We start from the raw sequence: 19,359 nt of genomic DNA, 5'->3' as shown, positions 1-19,359 counted from the left end.
AATTTTTCGTTTCTAAAAATTACGAGATAAATAAAGTGAAACTTTAATCAGCCCTCACCAATCGGGCTGCCCATTAAAGCGGGATAAAAGAGTAGTATAAAATTCGTAAGCCTTATTGAGAAACATTTTTAAGGAAGGAAAACGAAACACATAAAACGAATGTTACATGTAAGTGTTTTCAAAAGTGGTCTGAAATGAAAATAATATATTTTCAGGAGGGATTACGATGAATAGTAGTACAGCGAATAAACAAAAAGGTATACAATTGATTCCTTTTACAGTAGATAAGGTGGTTGAACAAGTAAATGAAATTCCGCCAGGTGTACAACTCATTCATGCTCCGCAAGTATGGGAGAAGAGTGCGAAAGGAAAAGATATTGTCGTTGCCGTATTAGATACAGGGTGTGATACGAATCATATAGATTTAAAGGATCGTATTATCGGCGGAAGAAATTTCACGAAAGATTACAAAGGAGATCCAAATATTTATCTTGATAATAACGGACACGGTACTCATGTAGCGGGGACAATTGCAGCGACTGAAAATGGAATCGGTGTTTTAGGAGTGGCACCACTTGCTAAAATGCTAGTGTTAAAGGTTTTAGCAGGGGATGGTTCTGGAAGTTATGAGCAAATTATTGAGGCGATTCATTATGCTGTAAATTGGAGAGGGCCTAATAAAGAAAGAGTTAGAGTCATTTCCATGTCACTTGGTGGCCCGCAAGACGTTCCGGAATTACATGAAGCAATTCAAAATGCGGTAAAGCAAGATGTTCTCGTCGTATGTGCTGCTGGGAATAATGGAGATTGTAATGATAACACGGAGGAACTAGATTTCCCAGGTGCATACTCAGAAGTAATTGAAGTCGGCGCTGTCAATTTAGATCGGAAAATCGCATGTTTTAGTAATTCAAATCAAGAAATTGATTTAGTGGCGCCAGGCGATGAAATATTATCTACGTATCCTGAAGGGAAATATGCGGTATTAAGTGGTACTTCTATGGCGACACCGCATGTCGCTGGAGCACTGGCATTGCTCATAAAGCAGTGTGAAAGGGAATATGGTAGAAAGTTATCAGAACCAGAAATATATGCACAACTTATTAAAAGAACTGTACCTTTAGGATATGAACGTACATCTGAAGGGAATGGTTTATTAGATTTATTGAAAGAATAACAATTACTAAAAAACATCTCATATTTTTATGAGATGTTTTTTAGTATGGCTCTGTCGCATGTAATACGACATCTAATAAACCGGGGAATCTAGCATTTAAGTCATCTTCACGAATTGAAATGAAACGTTGAGTTCCTTCAAGGCGTGTATACATAACACCGGATTCACGTAAAACTTTGAAATGGTGTGATAAAGTTGATTTCGCGATTGGAATGTTTAACGCGCCACAAGATTGTTCGTTTTTTTCTAGTAGCATAGTTACAATTTGTAAACGAATTTGATCGCTAAGTGCATATAGAACAGAAGAGAATTGAATTTCTTCTCGATTTGGATGATAGAGAGTACGCATTTTTTCACCTGCTTGTATAAGTTAATATATTTGCACTATAACATATAAAGTGGTATATTTCTATTGTTCGAATATATTCGAACAATAGAAATATAGGGGGAGAAAAAATGAAGTATACAAAATTGCAAAAGGCAGGACTACATATTTCAAAATTGGGGTTAGGAACAAACGCTGTAGGGGGACATAATTTATATGCTGATGTGAATGAGGAAGAAGGAAAACGATTAATAGAAGAAGCTATCGGGCAAGGGATTACATTTTTTGATTCGGCAGATTCATACGGTTTCGGTAGATCAGAGGAATTGGTGGGAGAAGTATTGAAAGGAAAACGCCATGAAGTTGTACTTGCTACCAAAGGTGGAATACAACCGTTATTAAATGGAGAGGTTTATACGAATAATGAACCGAGCTATTTAAGAAATGCTGTAGAAAATAGCTTAAGAAGATTACAAACTGATTATATTGATTTATATTATTTACATTTTACAAACCCAGAAACAAGTTACATAGATTCAATTGGAGAACTTACTCGCCTAAAAGAAGAAGGGAAAATTCGTTCAATTGGAATATCTAACGTAAACGTAGAGCAATTAAAAGAAGCGAATCAGCACGGACACATAGATGTTGTACAATCACCGTATAATATGTTAGATCGTACTGCTAGGGAAGAACTTTTGCCATATTGTATAGAATCAGGTATTTCATTTATTCCTTACGGGCCTCTTGCTTTTGGGATACTAGGTGGTGAATATACAGAAGATTTCAAATTGAATAAAGGAGATTGGCGTCAAAGTGTAAATCTATTTGAAGAGAATACATATAAGAGTAACTTTAAGAAAGTTGAAAAATTAAAAGACTTAGCTAAAGAAAAGGATCTCGAATTATCGCATTTAGCTTTAGCGTGGTTATTAAACCAAAAAGGAATTGATACTGTTATTCCTGGTGGGAAACGAGCGGAGCAAATAAGAGAAAGTGTAAGAGCGGTGGAAGTTTCATTGAATGAAAAAGTCATGAAAGAGATTGAATCTATTTTAGAAGATTAATTGAAAGGGGGATAGTTTCCTCTTTTTATCCCGCTTTAATGGGCAGTAAGACCCCCATCTCAAAATTCAGCGAAAGTAAAGAAGGTAGGTGGGGGGATCAACTGCCCATAAAAGCCCGATTGGTGAGGGCTGATTAAAGTTTCACTTTATATAAAAGGAGAAGATTTAAATGAAAAGGGTACTAGCTGTATTCTTTACAATCATGTTTATGATCGGTACAGATACTTTCTTAATTTCACCACTTTTACCAACTTTACAACAGGTGTATCATATTTCAACTGAGTTGTCAGGGTGGATGGTAAGTTCATATGCTTTAGGATACGCTGTATTTGCACTTATCGCTGGTCCTATATCAGATGGATTAAATAGAAAAAAAGTGATGGTAATAGGAATGAGTTTTTTTGCGTTAAGTACGTTTTTATGTGGGATGGCACCGAGTTTTCTATGGATGTTAACATTTAGATTTTTAGCAGGTGTGAGTGCAGCTTTTGTATCTCCACAAGTGTGGGCATCTATTCCGCTTCTTATAGAGAAGGAACAAATTGTAAAGGCGTTTGGAATTGCAACAGCAGGGTTATCAATCTCTCAAATTTTAGGGTTGCCAGTTGGATCGTATTTGGCAATGATACACTATACAACACCATTCTTCGTCATCGGTATATTATCAGGATTACTTGTCATTCTTATTTATGTAGCATTACCAGAAATACAACCGGTTCATATAGGTGAAAGTAAAACAAACATCTTAGAGCGCTATAAACAATTACTTACAGATTCAAAAATTTCACTTTCTTATTTTGCATATTTTGTTTTTCAAACTGGTAATTTTGCTGCATTTTCATTTTTCGGTGTGTGGCTGTCTATTCAATTTGGCTTGCGAATTCATGAAATAGGAACAGCTATGCTCGTATTAGGATTAGGAAATTTAACTGGTAATATTTTTGGTCCTAGAATCGTAAATAAAATTGGTTATAACCTTTCTTTCTATGGTGGAATTATATTTACAGCAGTGCTATATGTATTACTTCCTCATGTAAATAACATTATATTTGTGGAGTTATTATTTTTTGTTTTATTTTTTATGACAGGAATTTTGTTTGTATTAATGATGAGGCATTTACAAAACATGTCTAGTATAGCAAGAGGAACAGGAGCCGCTCTAGCGAATGCTTCTATGTATATTGGTCAAATGATTGGAGCGGCAATGGCAGGAATGTTATTTGCAGCATCTCACAATTTTATATTTGTAGGTAGTTTTACTGCGTTATTATATATTATAGCTTTATTTCTGTTTAGAAAAAGTGAAAAGCTTACTGAAAATAGTGAAACAGGAATTGCGTCATAAAGTCTTTACAAATAAAAAAAGAGCCCAAAAATAAAAATCCCTATAGAGATAGGGATTAATATATCGGCATATAGTTCCTTGGAAAAGGATATACTGAGTATAACATATAGGACTACTTATAATTGTGAAATAGATGTGAAAGTAATGTGAAAAATAACATAATAAAAGCACTGTTTTAGCTAATGAACTAAAACAGTGCTTTTCTTTTTGATTGAACAGTTGCTGCATTTTCATCATGTATGCCTGCATCTTTAATAATTCGTTGTTTTGCTTTATTTAATAGATGGTTTACTGCTTCACCAAAATAGTTAGCTTCGCTTTTTGTGCGGGCTTCTCGTAAACATTTATAGTTTTCTAGCAGTTCCTCTTTTTCAGTGTTTGTTAAGAAATCTTCTATTTTCTTTTTTGTCATACGAAACACCCTTTCTTCTGACAAACGACGCAATAGAAAATATTTATTGTTTATTATAGCAATAATTTTTAAAGAAAGTACAGACTAACGTCGTAATAATTTGTCAATTTCTTGAATCTTCTCATCAGCTTTCCCAATTTGTTTATTTTTAGCCTGCTCACCACCGAGCGCTTGGTGTAGTAAGAAAGTCTGACCGGAAATAGCAGTCACAATGGATACTTTAATAATTTCTTTTATTAAGGTGACATCGAATAAAACGAGTCCAAGAAGTGCAGCTAGACTACCAGTGAAAATATCAGTCAAAAACCCAAAGTGAAAAAAAGTTTTCAAACGGCGTGGAAGCAATAACTTACCTTGGTTATTGATTAGATGGGAAACGAAACCGGTAATGCCACCAACGAGAACAGCAGTTAGCCATTGATACATTTCCATCGAATCCACTCCTTTTAGTGAATAAGATTCGATTATTTTATATTGATTCCTTTTAATATTTCATAGAAGCATATTGAGAAAGTTTGTTTGGTTTTTTTCTATATTCAATTTAATTGTATCGGAAAAATCTGATATATATGAGTCTATTATATGAAGCAGTTATTCCTTAATATGAATGTAAAAAGGGGTGCGTGATATGAATATAGATTGCCGAATAAGAAGTGTGGATGGTTATACAAAAAATATAGGGGAATTAGTCAGCATGCTGGAGCATACAAGGGCTGTAACATTCCTGGAAATAAAAAATCTATCGGTTGAGCAATTAGATTTAATGATACCGAGTGGAGGGAATTCCATTGGAGCGTTACTAAAGCATATAGCAGCTATTGAAAAAGCACATCAGCTTATTTCATTTCAAGAGCGTGACTTTACAAAGGAAGAATTAGAAATATGGAAAGACGCACTCTATTTAGGAGAATCGGGGAAAACGATTCGTGGTCATGAAATAAAATATTATGTCCAACTTCTACAAAGTGTTCGAGAAGAATCACTGAAGTATTTGGGTGAACAAGGTGATGAATGGCTCATGTCAGAAAGAAAGTGGCTTAACGGTGTAGCGCATAACCAGTACTATTTGTGGTTTCACGTGCTAGAAGATGAGATGAGTCACCGTGGGCAAATTAGAATGATAAAAAATAAATTATTCGAAAATTAAGTTAAATAAGGTAGCTTTTTGTATGGATATTCCATATAATGAGAGTAATTAAAATGAGAACGGGGTGATGTATTATGGCGAACATAACTTATATGAATAATAAACCAAATACAAAGGTGGATGGAAAGGGCGAGACTGTATAAGTTAGCGCGCGATCCTTCCGCTTAGCTTACACTAGGGAGGATATCAATTTGAACCAAAATATTTTAGAATCGTTCGGCTGGGATTCTTTTTTTGAGGAACAAGCTGTAGAGAACTTTGAAGTAGGGCGTATTTTACTCGAGCATAAGCATATATATCGAATTATTTGTAATGATGGTGAATATATGGCAGAGCTGTCTGGTAAGTTTCGGCATGAAGCAGTAACGAAGGGTGATTATCCAGCGGTTGGTGATTGGGTATATATAAAGAAAATAGAGAATGAAAAGAAAGCAATTATTCATCGTATTTTTCCGAGAAGAAGCTCTTTTTCTAGACAAGAGGCCGGTACTCGAACGGAAGAGCAGGTAATAGCAGCAAATGTAGATTATCTATTTTTAGTGAATGCACTTAACCATGATTTTAACGTAAGAAGAATAGAGCGCTATTTACTATTAGCGTATGAAAGTGGTGCAATGCCTGTTATTGTTTTAACAAAGAGTAGCTTATGTGAGGACGTGGAACAGAAAATCGTTGAAACAGAAGCTGTGGCAATTGGTGTTCCGATCTTCGTTGTTGATAGTTTAGAACATACTGGTATTGAATCGTTGCAGCAATTTGTTTCTTCAGGAAAAACAATTGCTCTAGTCGGATCATCTGGGGTTGGAAAATCCACTTTGTTAAATGCACTTATAGGAATTGAAGTAGCAAAAACGGGTGATATTCGTGAGGAAGATAGTAAAGGGAGGCATACGACAACTCATCGTGAATTGTTCCGATTACCGAGTGGTAGTTTAGTTATTGATACTCCTGGTATGAGGGAGCTACAGCTTTGGGAAGGAAGCGATGCAATTCAAACAACATTTTCTGATATTGAAGAACTAGCAAAAACGTGCCGTTTTAGGGACTGTAAGCATGAAAATGAGCCAGGGTGCGCAGTGCATAGTGCAATTGATAACGGGATTATGACGATAAATCGTTTGCAAAGCTATAAAAAATTACAAAGAGAACTAGCGTATTTCATTAGAAAACAAGATGCTATTCTTGCAAGGGCAGAGCGTGATAAGTGGAAAAAGATTTCTAAACAGCATAAAAAAATGTGAAAAGTCAAAGGGTGGTTCCCTTTGGCTTTTTGCATTTGTAAATTTTATAATAATATTATTCATATATATGGACAAAGGGAAATTAATTGTTTAAACTTTACAAAGTATTCATCATAATAGGTTATGAAAATAATAATTAGGGAATGGGAAATATTTATAATTCGTTAGATTTAACTTTTAAAATTGAAAAGCAGGAGGTTTGTAATGGGTAGACTATTAAATTGGTTTCGTGATATGAAAGTAGCAAAAAAACTATTAATTTCATTTTTTGTTATTTTAATTGCGGCTGTCTCTATTATAGGAGGCATGTCTTATCAAACAGCTAAAAAGAATTTTGAATCACAAATTACGAGCAGTGCTCACGACAATATAAAAATATTAGATAATTTAATCAATCAAATGATTGAGGCGAAATTTAATGATGTAAATAATTTTGCACGGGTGATTCAAGGGAATATGTATCAAGGGGATAATCAAGAGGAATTAAGAAAAATATTATCACAATATATCAATTTGAATAAAGATGTTGAACAAGTATATGTTGCTGGAAACGATAAAAAATTTGTACAAGAACCAAATATACAAATGGCAGCAGACTACGATCCAACAGAACGTTCTTGGTATAAAGATGCAGTAGCAAAACAAGGTGGTATTGTAATTACTGAGCCGTATAAGGCAAAAGGAAATGGACATATTGTCGTAACGATTGCAAAACAAGCAGAAGATAAAAACGGTGTTGTAGCGGTAGATTTAAGTTTAGATAATTTATTAAAAACAACGAAGTTAATTAATATTGGTAAAAAGGGATATGCTTTCATCTTAGATGGGAAACAAAAAATAATTGCACACCCTCAAGAAAAATCAGGAGAAAAAGCAGCCGATTCTTGGGCAAAGAAAATTTATGAAGATAATCATGGGGCTTTTTCTTATACGTATGACGGTAGTGAAAAACAAATGGTATTTGCTACAAATGTAAAAACAGGTTGGAAGATTGGCGGGACTATGTACTCAAATGAAGTAATTGAAGCTGCGCAGCCTGTATTTTATAATATGTTAATTGTTATGTTCATTTCATTAGTTATAGGTGGGGCACTTATTTATTTTGTGACACTTTCTATAACAAAGCCCTTAAAAAGATTAGTTGTCACTTCTAAAGAAATAAGTGAGGGAGATTTAACGCAAACAATTGATATTCATTCTAATGATGAAATCGGTCAACTTGCAAAAGGATTTAATGAGATGACAGATGCATTGCGAACATTAATCGGAAGAATTAATACTTCGGCTGGACATGTTGCAGCAGCATCAGAAGAGCTAACAGCAAGTGTAAGACAGGCGAGTGAAGCGACTGAGCAAATTACGATGGCAATGGACGAAATATCAAGCGGGGCAACAACGCAAACGACAAGTGTAGAAAATGGGGCAATGTTACTATTTGATGTAACAGAAGGCATTCAGCATGTAGCAAATAGTTCATCATCAATTAGTACGGCTTCGGCTCATACTCGTGAAAAAGCAGAAAATGGTGGGAAACTAGTCGGAAAAACAGTAAATCAAATGCAGTCAATTGCAGAATCTGTTTCACAATCAGATGAGGTTATTCAGTTACTAAATAATAAATCAAAGCAAATTGGTGACATATTAGAAGTAATTCAAAATATTGCAGATCAAACAAATCTTCTAGCTTTGAATGCAGCAATTGAAGCTGCAAGAGCGGGAGAGCACGGAAGAGGATTTGCAATTGTTGCAGATGAAGTACGTAAATTGGCGGAGAAGTCTAGCGTATCTTCTAGTGAAATAAGTAAATTAATATGTGAAATACAAGATGACATGAGTAAGACAGTAAAGTCTATGGGTCATGTAAATGAAGAAGTTCAATCTGGACTTGTTATTGCAAATGAAACGAAGCAAAACTTTACTGAGATTTTACAATCTACAAATGAAATTGCCGATCAAATTAAAACGATGGTTGAAACGGCTAACGGGATGTCAAAAGGTGCAAATGAAGTGTCTATTTCGGTAGGACAAATTGCAATGACAGCGCAGAATAATGCGACGAGTACTCAAAACGTTGCAGCATCAGCAGAAGAACAATTAGCGTCCATTGAGGAAATTAGTTCTGCGGCGGGTACATTATCTCAAATGGCTGAAGAGTTACAAGGGTTAATTGAAAGATTTAAAGTTTAGCAGAGGACAGGCAACTCCCAAATAGTAATATGCTATTTGGGAGTTGCCTGTTTTTATTATATAAAAGTAAATGGGGATGGAGAGTATTTTTATAATATTTAAAGGTATATTTTATATAATATTTGTCGGAAAATAGAGGTATTTGTTAACTTTGTGTATAATAAGAATCATATAGAATACAAATAAAGGAGATAAATATGGGAGTGTACTGGGGTACCAAAAGACATTCTTGGCTTAGTTATGTCTCATTTTGGTTAAGTATTTCGTTTTTCATGGTTTTTCTCATTGAAGTGTTTATTTTAAAAACACTTTCAAATAGTTCGGTGCAAATTGTTAAATACTTTTATTTTATATTTGTACCAGTAAACATCTTTCTTAGTTTAAAGTTACTCTTTAAGAAGAATGAAAAGAAAGCATTACCTATTTTTAGTTTCATTGTATCCTTATTATTTACAATTTTAATACTAGTATTAGCATTAGCAGCTACGGGGAAATTCTTTTAAGGAGAGTGTTATAAGTCACTCTTCTTTTTTGTTGTTGCAAGGAAATAATAAGTGGAGGATGGACAAAGAAAGCATTTCCTTAAGTTTGATATGATTTGAAAGTTTTAGAAGGGTATTAAGAAATGAATTAAGATACAATCCACAAAGTAATACAGAGAATCAGGTGTTTTATATGCAGTTATGAAGCAAATGAATACGGTAAAAACGGCGATATATGGTACAATACATATGGATAGTGATAGAGATAAAGGGTATATAAAATACTCATCGTTTTTTAGTAAGAGAGGGGTTATCTTATGCTATACGAGGATTTGATGACATTGTTTCAAGCAGCTCCGAAAGAAGAAGGTAGAGGCGGCTGGAAATATATAATCCAGGAACGAAATGATAAATATGAAATTGTTAATGAAATGTTGAAAAATCAAATGAGTGTTGAATTGTATTTTAATGAATATGATGAGGTGAAAATCACTTTATATAAAGATGGAATGCCTATTTCGACGATGCAAAGAATTGCGATTTCAAAAGTTGAATTAGACGAAGAAGAAGAAGGGATTCAATTCGTTTTAGAACGTATGCCTAGTCGGATGATTCGGTTGCAATTAAAGCCGTATTTAGCACTCGAAATGGGGCCGTACTGGGAAGTATGTGATGATTGTGAATGAACATATAAAAGAAGCATCCAATAACATGGATGCTTCTTTTATGTTTTTTGAAGTTGTTTAAAAGCAATAATTGGAAGTAAAATGATGCTGACCCACCCGATTATAGGATATAGAATGTGGAGTAATTCACTGTAACCAACGTAACTAAAGCAATAACTTATTAGTAAAATGAAGAAAATAATATTGTTATTTTTCCAGCCAGTGATGGATTGCATTTGTTTTGTCATTCCGAACACATTGCCAACTAAAGTTGTGAATACTTCACCGAAAATGATAAGAACAAAGAAAAAGTGAAAAGTGGCATTGAATTTTCTTATGACTTCAGCCATTGGAATGTTATATTGATAAAATTGGTCGACTGATAAGATAGCTAAATGGCTACATAATAATATTAAAGAAAGTCCTGCCCCACCTAAAATACCGCCCCATAAAATGGCCTTTCGATCTTTTACTTCACTGGCTAACGGGACGAGGACGCTTTGGGCGAGAGAAAGATTTAAGGCGACATATGTAATAGGACTAGTTATCCACTTCATATTCCAGCTTTCTGCAGGAATAGTATTGCTAATAGGAGTTGTACCGTGAAAAAACGTTGTAATAGCAAGTCCGATAATGAAAATCATCATAATAGGTACGACAAGTGTATTAACTTCAAAAACCCCTTGTAACCCGCGACTACCTATAATGAGACAGGCGATTACTGTAATGAAAATACCGAGTTGTCTTGGTAAACGAAGTTGCTCTTCAAATACCGCTCCAGCGCCTGATAACATAACGCTCGTTACACCAAATAATACGAGTAATAATAGTGTATTTACAACATTTCCAAATACATCCCCAAATAAGTATTTGTTAAATTCTTGCGCTGAAAATGCACCGATTTGTGAGGAGAGTAACATCATCTTTGTGCCAAGCCAAATAAAAAAAAATCCACTTACACATATACCAATAGTTCCATAAAATCCGTTCACTGTAAAAAATTCAACAATTTCTCGTCCAGTAGCAAATCCAGCTCCAACGACTGTTCCAATATAAGTAGCAGCCACTTTCTTTGCTACTTGCCATTGTTGATTGTCCATGTTATCCCTCTTTCTACTACGATGAGCTTGATTTACTATTATGCATATGTATGAGCTTGGACAATTAGACGTATGAACTGTTAGAAAACATACATGAATGAAAAGATATTAGGGAAGTATTAAAGGTGTTAAAACTTTGTTACATATGAGCCAATCGTTCGAAAGGATAGGAAAAGTATGGTAATATGTAACTAGGTTCTTAAAAGACAAACATTATGAAATGATAAGAGGAGTGGATTGTATGAGTACGAAAACAAATGTTGTTGAAGTATTAAACAAGCAGGTAGCAAACTGGAATGTGTTATATGTGAAACTACATAATTATCATTGGTATGTGACAGGACCACACTTCTTTACATTACATGAGAAATTTGAAGAGTTTTACAATGAAGCTGGAACGTATATTGATGAATTAGCAGAACGTATTTTAGCATTGGAAGGTAAGCCGTTAGCGACAATGAAAGAATATTTGGCAACATCTAGTGTGAATGAAGGGACAAGCAAGGAATCTGCAGAAGAAATGGTGCAAACATTAGTGAATGATTACTCTGCATTGATTCAAGAATTAAAAGAAGGCATGGAAGTTGCTGGTGAAGCTGGCGATGAAACATCAGCGGACATGTTGTTAGCAATTCATACAACATTAGAACAACATGTATGGATGCTAAGTGCGTTCTTAAAATAAAGTGAAACTTTAATCAGTGGGGGGCTTACTGCCCATTAAAGTGGGATAAATATAAGAATATAAAGAAAAAAGTCATTGAAAAATTCTTTCAATGACTTTTTTGTGATTTTTCAGTTTTCTTTTATGCTATAATATAGTACAAAGGAGGCGATGCGATGTTTCGCTTTTTCAAAACTGGAAAAGAAGAGCGTGAAATTACGAAAGATGAATTGGAACAAGCGATGGCCAAGTTTTTAGAAAAGAATGCTAATATCGTTTATACAGTATTAGTAAATGATGATTATACAGTGAATTATGATTTGTTAAAGCCGTATTTACCTGCATTTCCAACAAACCATTTTCTTATTACGAAGGAAACGCTTGAGGTATTTGAACATACAGAAGAAAACTTAAACTTAGTGAAAGAAATTGATATCGTACAAAAGGCAGTAGATCAGTATGTAACAGAAAAAGAAATGTTTCCAATTGTAGAAGGTAGTGAAGATCGCCTCATATGCGGAATGAAACTAGGACCTTACTTAGATCGTATATTAAAAAGAGACTTATATATTTCAGAAAAACATTATTTAGTTTCAAGTAAACCAGATAGAAAAAAACAAAAGAGTGGGTAGATGTATTGAGAACAACAATAAATATATTGTTGTCTTTTTTTGTTTATAAAAATATTGATTTTTCAGTTTATTCAACTTTATACTAAACTTATTGGACGAAGAGGAGTAATGATTAAGTACCATTAGCGTGAGTTATATATAGTGATTACAAAATAGTAAAAAGGTTTGAGAAATACATATTATAAAAGAATATGGGGGAATGGGTGTATGAAAAATAGCATGACTTACATTCAATTATTAAATGAAACGTTACATTGCTATGCAAGTAAAGGAAGTTTGGAAGCATACACTTATATAATGGAGCATGCGAAAGGTATAGTAGGGAATGAGGCTCAAATATATAATTTTAAATATGCATTAGCGAGTGCAGCAGGACTTGAAGAAGAAGCGATGCATGTAATGAAGGAAGCTATTATAGAAAAGGGTTTTTGGTATGGAAATGAGTATTTAATTTCGGACGACGATTTAAAACCACTACATAAATTTGAAGAGTTTCATCAAATGGTTCAATTATGTAAAGAAAGAGAAGAGTTAGCAAAGAAAACAGAACGAGCAGATGTGAAATATATAGACAGTAAGAAAAAAGAAAAACTATTTATTGCAATGCATGGTGATCAAGAAAATATAGCAATAGTAGAACCATATTGGAAATCTGTTTTGGATCAAGATTATACGTTAGCTTTACCACAGTCTTCGCAAATTCAGTTTTCAGATGGGTTTGTTTGGGATGATATACAGAGAGGGAAAGAAGAATTAAAAGAGCATTACGTTAAGTTTATAGAAAATCATAGGGGAGAAAGTGTAATAATTGGTGGTTTTTCTGCTGGTGCCAGAGTAGCTTTGTATACAATTTTACATAAAGATATAGATGTAGATGGTTTTATTTTTATGGCGCCGTGGCTTCCAGAGATTGATGAATGGAATGAGTTGTTGGAAGTGCTACAAGATAAAAATATAAAGGGATATGTAGTGTGCGGGGATCAAGATGAAGATTGTTTCGAATGTACGCAGCAATTTGTACAAGTATTAAAAGATAAGAATATAGAACATGAGTTTAAAGTTGTACCTAATTTAAAACATGATTATCCTGAGGATTTTGATGAACTATTAAAAGAAGCTATTAAATATATAGAAGACAAAAGTAATAAGTAGTAAGAAAGGGAGATGCATCATAATGGATGTATCTCCCTTTTATCCTTATAAATGAAAAGCATTCGCTAGTAAGCGATAAGAATTTAATTTATCTTCAAATCGATGAGTAATTGTGACAATCATAAATTCATCAGTATTGTACGCTTTGCTTAAGTTTACGATTTGTTCTTTCACAGAAGAGGGATCACCGACGATCATACGTTGACGATTTTCTTTTATACGGAATAAATCATAGGCGCTGTATGAATAATTTTGTGCAGTTTCAATAGAAGGTGTACCAGTTGTACGCTTTCCTTGTTCTAGTAATAAGATTGATAAATCTAAACTAGAAGCAATTTTTTCCGCCTCTTCAGTTGTTTCACCGCAAATAACAAAAATAGCGACGATTGATTTTGGTTTATCTCCTAAATAGGAAGGTTGGAATTGTTTTTGATAGGCCTCCATTACCTCGGGTCCACCGTATCCGTTTATGAACTGTGCGAATGCAAAAGAAGCACCTTGTTGTGCGGCAATCTTTGCACTCTCTCCGCTAGAGCCAAGCAACCACATGTCAGGAGATGTGGGAATTACAGGAGTAGCCTTTAAATTTGCATAATGATGGTTTTCTGGTACTTGATCATGTAAGTACATTGCAACATCTGCAATTTGCTCTGGATATTGATCAAGTGAGACCATTTTTCCTTCTTGAAGCGCGCGAGTTGCAATTGGCATACCGCCAGGTGCTCTGCCGACACCAAGGTCAATACGATTTGGATAAAGCGCTTCTAAAACACGGAAATTCTCAGCAACTTTATACGGACTATAGTGTGGCAACATGACACCACCCGAACCGACTCTCATCCGCTCCGTTTTCGCTGCAATATGAGAAATAAGTATTTCTGGACTTGAGCCAGCAAGGCTTACAGAATTGTGATGTTCTGATACCCAAAAGCGTGTATATCCGAGTTTTTCAACTTCTTGCGCAAGCGTAACTGTATGTGAAAAAGCTTGGGCTGCCGTATTACCATCTGAAATAGGGGATTGGTCTAATACACTTAATTTGATCATAGAATATACCTCTCAATCTTAATGTACATCCTATTATATATTTACTTACGAAAAATGCGTAATGAAATGCTCAAAATAAAAAGTGGATAAATTACATATCCACTTTTAACGTGAAAATCCTCGTTCATAATGATTCATTTCGACTACATTTAGAATATATTCGTAGTTATCAATCTCAAGTTTTAGTTGTTCACGTTCTTTTTTAGATAGATGCATATTACTAAGTTTGTTGCATAGCTGTTGTTTCTTTTCTTCTAAATACTTCTTTGTAGCATTGTAGTCGTAAGTTGGTTTCATATTCAACCACTCCTTATTTGCTGTTGCTATATTATACGAAGCGTAAAGAGATGTGAGAGCTATCTCTTATGTATTTTTAGTGAATATTTAACTTGCTCTGTTGTTATGTTTATAGAAATTTATGAATAAAATGCACTAAACGACTAATGCCCATTTGATGAAGTAAGGGGTGGAATTGTGCAGAAAGATATAATGTATAACACGGAGATGGATGAAACGTTAAAAATTATAGATAAAGGATTAAAGGAGACGACGAGCCCGAAACAAATTATTGTAGTAGGGGCTGGCATGGCTGGATTAGTTTCGGCATCTTTATTAAAAGCTGCGGGACATGAAGTGAAGATTTTTGAGGCAAACAACCGGGTAGGTGGCCGCATAGAGACAGTTAGAATGGAAGATACCGGTTTATATTTGGATGTAGGGGCAATGAGAATTCCGTATTCTCATACATTAACGATGGCATATATAAGAAAATTTGGGCTACAGGTAAGCCCTTTTATTAATAGGAATGAGACTGATATTATTTACGTAAATGGCCGGAAAACGACATTAAAACAATATGAAAAAGATCCAAGTATATTAAAGTATCCTGTAGAAATGAATGAAGTGGGGAAAACGTCTGAGGAGCTATTATTGTTAGCGGTACAGCCTATTATAAATTTTATTAAAAAGAACCCAGAGAAAAATTGGGATGTTGTAGTAAAGGATTTTGGGAGATACTCTACAGGACAATTTTTAAAATATCACCCTTATCAATATAATACTTACTTTTCACCAGTAACAATTGAGATGATTGGCGTTTTGTTGGATTTAGAAGGGTTTTTAGAAAGGTCATTCGTTGAGACATTACGTTTTTTATACATTATGCAAGAGGAGAGCGGATTTTGTGAAATAATAGGCGGGAATGATAGATTGCCAAAATCTTTTTTACCACAATTAGAGGAAGATATTATATATAATCAAAAATTAATGAAGCTACATCAGCATGATAATGGTGTGACAGCTTTCTATCGAAACGAAGAAACGTTTGAATATAGTAGTATTACAGGGGACTTAGTTATTGTGACCATTCCATTTTCAACAATGCGGTTTGTAGAAGTAGATCCATTTGATTCTATATCGCATGAGAAATGGAAAGCAATTCGTGAATTGCATTATATGCCTGCGACAAAAATAGGAATTCAATTTAAAAGTCGATTTTGGGAAGAACAAGGACAATTAGGTGGCAGAATTATAACGGATTTGCCAATTCGTTACGCCTATTATCCAAGCTATGGAATTGGAGGAAAGGGACCAGCAATGATGCTAGGAAGCTATACGTGGTCATATGATGCGTTGTTATGGGATGGATTATCAAAGGGAGATCGTATTTATTACACATTACAAAACTTAGCAACGATATTAGGTGGTCAAGTATATGATGAATTCTTATCTGGTATATCAAAAAGTTGGACGTTGGATCCATATGCACTTGGAGGGTTTGCTCTATTTCAGGCAGGTCAAGAATCAGAGTTGCAACCAGCGATTGTCAAACCAGAGGGAAGAATATTCTTTGCTGGAGACCATACAACGTTATATCACGGATGGATACAAGGGGCAATTGAATCTGGCGTTCGTGTTGCGGTAGATGTAAATGAATTAAATGTATAAAATTCAGAAATTTCTTTACTGTATAGTTTGAGATGGATATTATTATATATAAAAGAATTATAGGGAGTGTTGAAAGTGAATCCGTTATTATTCGATTTTCCTTCTGAATTTTATACTGAAAGGCTATTGATTCGAATGCCGAAACCGGGTGATGGTAAAGCTGTATACGATGCCATTCAAGCTTCTATGAAAGAATTAAAACCATGGATGGTTTTTGCACAAAAAGAGCAAACAGAGGAAGAAGTAGAAGTGAGCATTAGAAAGTCACATATTCAATTTTTACAGCGTAAGGATTTAAGGTTACTAGTATTTTCGAAAGAAACAGGCGAGTTTATCGCATCTAGCGGATTGCATCGCATTAATTGGGATATACCACAATTTGAAATCGGGTATTGGATTGATTCGAGGTTTAGTGGAAAGGGTTATATGGTCGAGGCTGCAAAGGGGATAAAAGATTATGCTTTTTCTGAACTGAAAGCAAACCGCGTAGAAATTCGTTGTGATGCTTTAAATAAGAAGAGTAGAGCGATCCCTGAAAAATTGGGCTTTAAATTAGAAGGTACGTTAGAAAGTGCGAGTGTTGCAGTAGATGGAAATGGATTAAGGGATATGTGTGTATTTGCGATGACTAGAAATACATATGAAAAAGAAGAGCTGTAGAGAAACGGCTCTTCTTTTTGTGCATTATGGTACAGGATGTCCGTTAGAGCTTTCGAAAATTGTAAACCATTGTTGACGGTCTAAGTTAACTTTTGTAGCAAGAGCGGCTGTTTTAACACGATCTAATTTACCTGAGCCGATGATTGGCAACATTTTAGCTGGATGTGCAAGTAACCAAGCATACATAACCGTATCGATACTAGAAACACCTAGCTCAGTAGCGACTTTTTGCACAGTTTCACGTACACGTACAGCACGTTCTGATTGACCAGTAAAGATTTCTCCGCCAGCAAGAGGTGACCAAATCATTGGATTGATTCGTTTTTCCTGACATAAATCAATTGTTCCTTTTTCAAAATGCTCAAGTTGCAGAGCTGATACTTCAATTTGGTTCGTAATAAGCGGGAAATCTAAGTATGAACTTAACATATTGAATTGGGAAGGTAAAAAGTTAGATACACCAAAATGACGAACTTTTCCTTCTTGTCTTAAGCGAGAGAACGCTTCTGCCACCTCATTTGGATCCATGAAAGGATCAGGACGATGGATAAGTAATACGTCAATATAATCTGTATGTAAATTTTTAAGTGAAGCTTCTGCGCTTTGAATAATATGTTCTGCACTAGTGTTGTAGTGAGCAACATAACGCTCTGGAAATTTCGGTGATGGGGGAGCGATTCCAGATTTTGTGATGATTTGCATGTTTTCGCGTAAGGAAGGCTTTAGTTGTAATGCCTCTCCGAACAGTCCTTCACACGTATAACCGCCATAAATATCAGCGTGATCAAAAGTAGTAATTCCCATATCCATACAATCTTCAATGAAAGAAAGTAACTCTTGTTTCGTCATATTCCATTCTGCTAAACGCCAAAACCCTTGAATAATACGAGAAAATTCTAGCGTTTCGGCCATTTGAACTCGTTCCATTATAAGTACCCCCTTGATGAATGATTATTATTTTGAAAAGGCTTTCTTACTACATATTATTATATAGTTTGAGGGGCGTACAAACAATAAATATGTTTTGCTATAAAAACGATTTTTTCTATGTGCTATAATATAGAAACATATAGCTATAAGGAGATGTAAGGCATGATTCCAGTAACAATATTAACTGGTTTTCTTGGATCAGGGAAAACGACATTATTAAATCGTATTTTATCAGAGAATCACGGTCAGAAATTAGCGGTGATCGTAAATGAAATCGGGCAAATTGGTATTGATAATCAGTTGATTATGAATGTTGAAGAAGAAATTATGGAAATGACAAACGGCTGTTTGTGCTGTACTGTACGTGAGGATTTACTCGTTGCGTTAAAACAATTACTGGACGTAAAAGCAGAAGGGAAAATGGACTTTGATGGATTAGTAATTGAAACGACTGGTCTTGCAAATCCAGGTCCTATTATTCAAACATTCTTTTTAGATCCTGTTATTCAATCTGCATACCAAATTAACGGTGTTGTAACAGTAGTAGACAGTTATCATATACATAAACATTTTGAAAAAGGGCTAGAAGCAAAAGAACAAATTGCATTTGCTGATGTTGTATTAGTGAATAAGTTAGATTTAATTGAAGAGAGTGAAAAAGAAAATCTCTTACATGAACTTCAAGGAATAAACCCGACTGCAAAGTTAATTCAGTCGACTAATTGTGATGTGGATATTCCATCGTTACTACAAATTCAAACGTTTAAAACGAAAGATACGTTACAAATTTATCCTCATACAGAGCATAATCATTTAGAAGGTGTAAAATCGTTTGTACTACGCGAAGAGCGTCCGTTAGATTTACAAAAACTAAATGAGTGGATGTCAGCTGTCGTTCAAGAACTAGGAGAATATTTATATCGCTACAAAGGAATTTTATCGATTGATGGAGTGGATAAACGTATCGTTTTCCAAGGCGTACATACGTTATTTGCTGCTTCGTATGATAGAGAGTGGCAAGAGGGCGAAGATCGAGTAAGTGAAGTTGTTTTCATCGGAAAAGATATTAATAAAGAATGGTTCCAAGCACATTTTGAGGAGTGTGTGAAATAAGTCTGCGCATATTGCAGGCTTATTTTTGGATTAACTAAGCACTTTGTAGAAAAATGCTAGATTGCA

Annotated in this window: 21 protein-coding genes and 1 pseudogene; 15 read left to right on the top strand and 7 right to left on the bottom strand. The window is 34.7% G+C overall.

Annotation, left to right across the window (positions count from 1 at the left end; genetic code table 11):
• Positions 1-226: 226 nt before the first annotated feature.
• Positions 227-1,177, top strand: a complete 951-nt coding sequence (locus tag PDK19_RS06650) for a serine protease (protein WP_208734890.1) — start codon at positions 227-229, stop codon at positions 1,175-1,177.
• Positions 1,178-1,217: 40 nt separating this feature from the next.
• Here the strand turns inward: PDK19_RS06650 and PDK19_RS06645 are convergent, their stop codons facing one another.
• Entirely contained in the window at positions 1,218-1,526 is a 309-nt protein-coding gene (locus PDK19_RS06645; protein ID WP_001259918.1) for an ArsR/SmtB family transcription factor, read from the bottom strand.
• A gap of 107 nt (positions 1,527-1,633) precedes the next feature.
• Here PDK19_RS06645 and PDK19_RS06640 point away from each other — a divergent pair, with 107 nt between their 5' ends.
• On the top strand, positions 1,634-2,569 hold the full coding sequence (locus PDK19_RS06640; protein ID WP_270706780.1) for an aldo/keto reductase: 936 nt from the start codon (positions 1,634-1,636) through the stop codon (positions 2,567-2,569).
• Positions 2,570-2,738: 169 nt separating this feature from the next.
• Positions 2,739-3,914 (top strand): MFS transporter, encoded by a 1,176-nt coding sequence (locus PDK19_RS06635; protein ID WP_000832304.1) that lies wholly within the window; start codon positions 2,739-2,741, stop codon positions 3,912-3,914.
• Positions 3,915-4,101: 187 nt separating this feature from the next.
• Here PDK19_RS06635 and PDK19_RS06630 read toward each other — a convergent pair whose 3' ends face one another.
• Both PDK19_RS06630 and PDK19_RS06625 read right to left on the bottom strand, forming a co-directional pair.
• A complete protein-coding gene (locus tag PDK19_RS06630; protein ID WP_000162606.1) occupies positions 4,102-4,326 on the bottom strand; it encodes a hypothetical protein in 225 nt (74 codons plus the stop codon).
• 84 nt (positions 4,327-4,410) lie between these two features.
• Positions 4,411-4,758 (bottom strand): DUF4257 domain-containing protein, encoded by a 348-nt coding sequence (locus tag PDK19_RS06625; RefSeq protein WP_000426318.1) that lies wholly within the window; start codon positions 4,756-4,758, stop codon positions 4,411-4,413.
• 196 nt (positions 4,759-4,954) lie between these two features.
• Between PDK19_RS06625 and PDK19_RS06620 the strand changes: the two genes are divergently transcribed.
• From PDK19_RS06620 to PDK19_RS06600, 6 genes and pseudogenes are all read left to right on the top strand, one after another.
• Positions 4,955-5,473, top strand: a complete 519-nt coding sequence (locus tag PDK19_RS06620; protein ID WP_208734889.1) for a DinB family protein — start codon at positions 4,955-4,957, stop codon at positions 5,471-5,473.
• A gap of 191 nt (positions 5,474-5,664) precedes the next feature.
• Entirely contained in the window at positions 5,665-6,714 is a 1,050-nt protein-coding gene (gene rsgA, locus PDK19_RS06615) for a ribosome small subunit-dependent GTPase A (protein ID WP_001073055.1), read from the top strand.
• A 204-nt stretch (positions 6,715-6,918) separates the two neighbouring features.
• Positions 6,919-7,959 (top strand): annotated as a pseudogene (locus PDK19_RS27380) (cache domain-containing protein); the annotation flags it as partial.
• The gene (locus PDK19_RS27375) at positions 7,954-8,901 is read left to right on the top strand and encodes a methyl-accepting chemotaxis protein (protein ID WP_407707378.1); all 948 of its coding nucleotides are present in this window, start codon (positions 7,954-7,956) and stop codon (positions 8,899-8,901) included. The pseudogene PDK19_RS27380 and the gene PDK19_RS27375, both read left to right, overlap by 6 nt.
• A 197-nt stretch (positions 8,902-9,098) precedes the next feature.
• The gene (locus tag PDK19_RS06605) at positions 9,099-9,404 is read left to right on the top strand and encodes a hypothetical protein (RefSeq protein WP_000539578.1); all 306 of its coding nucleotides are present in this window, start codon (positions 9,099-9,101) and stop codon (positions 9,402-9,404) included.
• Positions 9,405-9,700: 296 nt separating this feature from the next.
• Positions 9,701-10,069, top strand: coding sequence for a DUF3979 family protein (locus PDK19_RS06600; protein ID WP_000965086.1), 369 nt, complete (start codon positions 9,701-9,703; stop codon positions 10,067-10,069).
• A gap of 38 nt (positions 10,070-10,107) precedes the next feature.
• Here the strand turns inward: PDK19_RS06600 and PDK19_RS06595 are convergent, their stop codons facing one another.
• Positions 10,108-11,148 carry a YkvI family membrane protein gene (locus tag PDK19_RS06595; RefSeq protein ID WP_000370194.1) on the bottom strand — a complete coding sequence of 347 codons (1,041 nt, stop codon included), beginning with the start codon at positions 11,146-11,148 and terminating at the stop codon, positions 10,108-10,110.
• Positions 11,149-11,389: 241 nt separating this feature from the next.
• Here PDK19_RS06595 and PDK19_RS06590 point away from each other — a divergent pair, with 241 nt between their 5' ends.
• The 3 genes from PDK19_RS06590 (at position 11,390) to PDK19_RS06580 (ending at position 13,596) form a co-directional block, all read left to right on the top strand.
• Positions 11,390-11,833, top strand: a complete 444-nt coding sequence (locus PDK19_RS06590) for a Dps family protein (protein ID WP_000105198.1) — start codon at positions 11,390-11,392, stop codon at positions 11,831-11,833.
• A 155-nt stretch (positions 11,834-11,988) separates the two neighbouring features.
• Positions 11,989-12,444 (top strand): DUF3939 domain-containing protein, encoded by a 456-nt coding sequence (locus PDK19_RS06585; protein ID WP_000488187.1) that lies wholly within the window; start codon positions 11,989-11,991, stop codon positions 12,442-12,444.
• 207 nt (positions 12,445-12,651) lie between these two features.
• Positions 12,652-13,596 carry an alpha/beta hydrolase gene (locus tag PDK19_RS06580; RefSeq protein ID WP_000798305.1) on the top strand — a complete coding sequence of 315 codons (945 nt, stop codon included), beginning with the start codon at positions 12,652-12,654 and terminating at the stop codon, positions 13,594-13,596.
• A gap of 45 nt (positions 13,597-13,641) precedes the next feature.
• On the opposite strand, the gene PDK19_RS06575 is transcribed toward PDK19_RS06580, so the two are convergent.
• Positions 13,642-14,643: an LLM class flavin-dependent oxidoreductase gene (locus PDK19_RS06575; RefSeq protein ID WP_270706776.1), complete on the bottom strand. Its 1,002-nt coding sequence runs from the start codon at positions 14,641-14,643 to the stop codon at positions 13,642-13,644.
• A gap of 105 nt (positions 14,644-14,748) precedes the next feature.
• Positions 14,749-14,940 (bottom strand): DUF3896 domain-containing protein, encoded by a 192-nt coding sequence (locus PDK19_RS06570; RefSeq protein ID WP_000805517.1) that lies wholly within the window; start codon positions 14,938-14,940, stop codon positions 14,749-14,751.
• Positions 14,941-15,117: 177 nt separating this feature from the next.
• Between PDK19_RS06570 and PDK19_RS06565 the strand changes: the two genes are divergently transcribed.
• Both PDK19_RS06565 and PDK19_RS06560 read left to right on the top strand, forming a co-directional pair.
• Positions 15,118-16,590, top strand: coding sequence for a flavin monoamine oxidase family protein (locus PDK19_RS06565; protein WP_001168131.1), 1,473 nt, complete (start codon positions 15,118-15,120; stop codon positions 16,588-16,590).
• Between the two features lie 75 nt (positions 16,591-16,665).
• The gene (locus PDK19_RS06560; RefSeq protein ID WP_270706775.1) at positions 16,666-17,250 is read left to right on the top strand and encodes a GNAT family N-acetyltransferase; all 585 of its coding nucleotides are present in this window, start codon (positions 16,666-16,668) and stop codon (positions 17,248-17,250) included.
• Positions 17,251-17,274: 24 nt separating this feature from the next.
• On the opposite strand, the gene PDK19_RS06555 is transcribed toward PDK19_RS06560, so the two are convergent.
• A complete protein-coding gene (locus PDK19_RS06555) occupies positions 17,275-18,177 on the bottom strand; it encodes an aldo/keto reductase (protein ID WP_000442801.1) in 903 nt (300 codons plus the stop codon).
• A gap of 165 nt (positions 18,178-18,342) precedes the next feature.
• Between PDK19_RS06555 and PDK19_RS06550 the strand changes: the two genes are divergently transcribed.
• Complete coding sequence (locus PDK19_RS06550; RefSeq protein ID WP_000613439.1) at positions 18,343-19,293, top strand: CobW family GTP-binding protein; 951 nt, start codon at positions 18,343-18,345, stop codon at positions 19,291-19,293.
• Positions 19,294-19,359 lie beyond the last annotated feature (66 nt).

The sequence above is a fragment of the Bacillus cereus group sp. BcHK124 genome, from assembly GCF_027712065.1.
In the GTDB taxonomy this organism is placed as follows: domain Bacteria; phylum Bacillota; class Bacilli; order Bacillales; family Bacillaceae_G; genus Bacillus_A; species Bacillus_A pacificus.
This window is presented reverse-complemented; position numbering and strand designations above follow the sequence as displayed.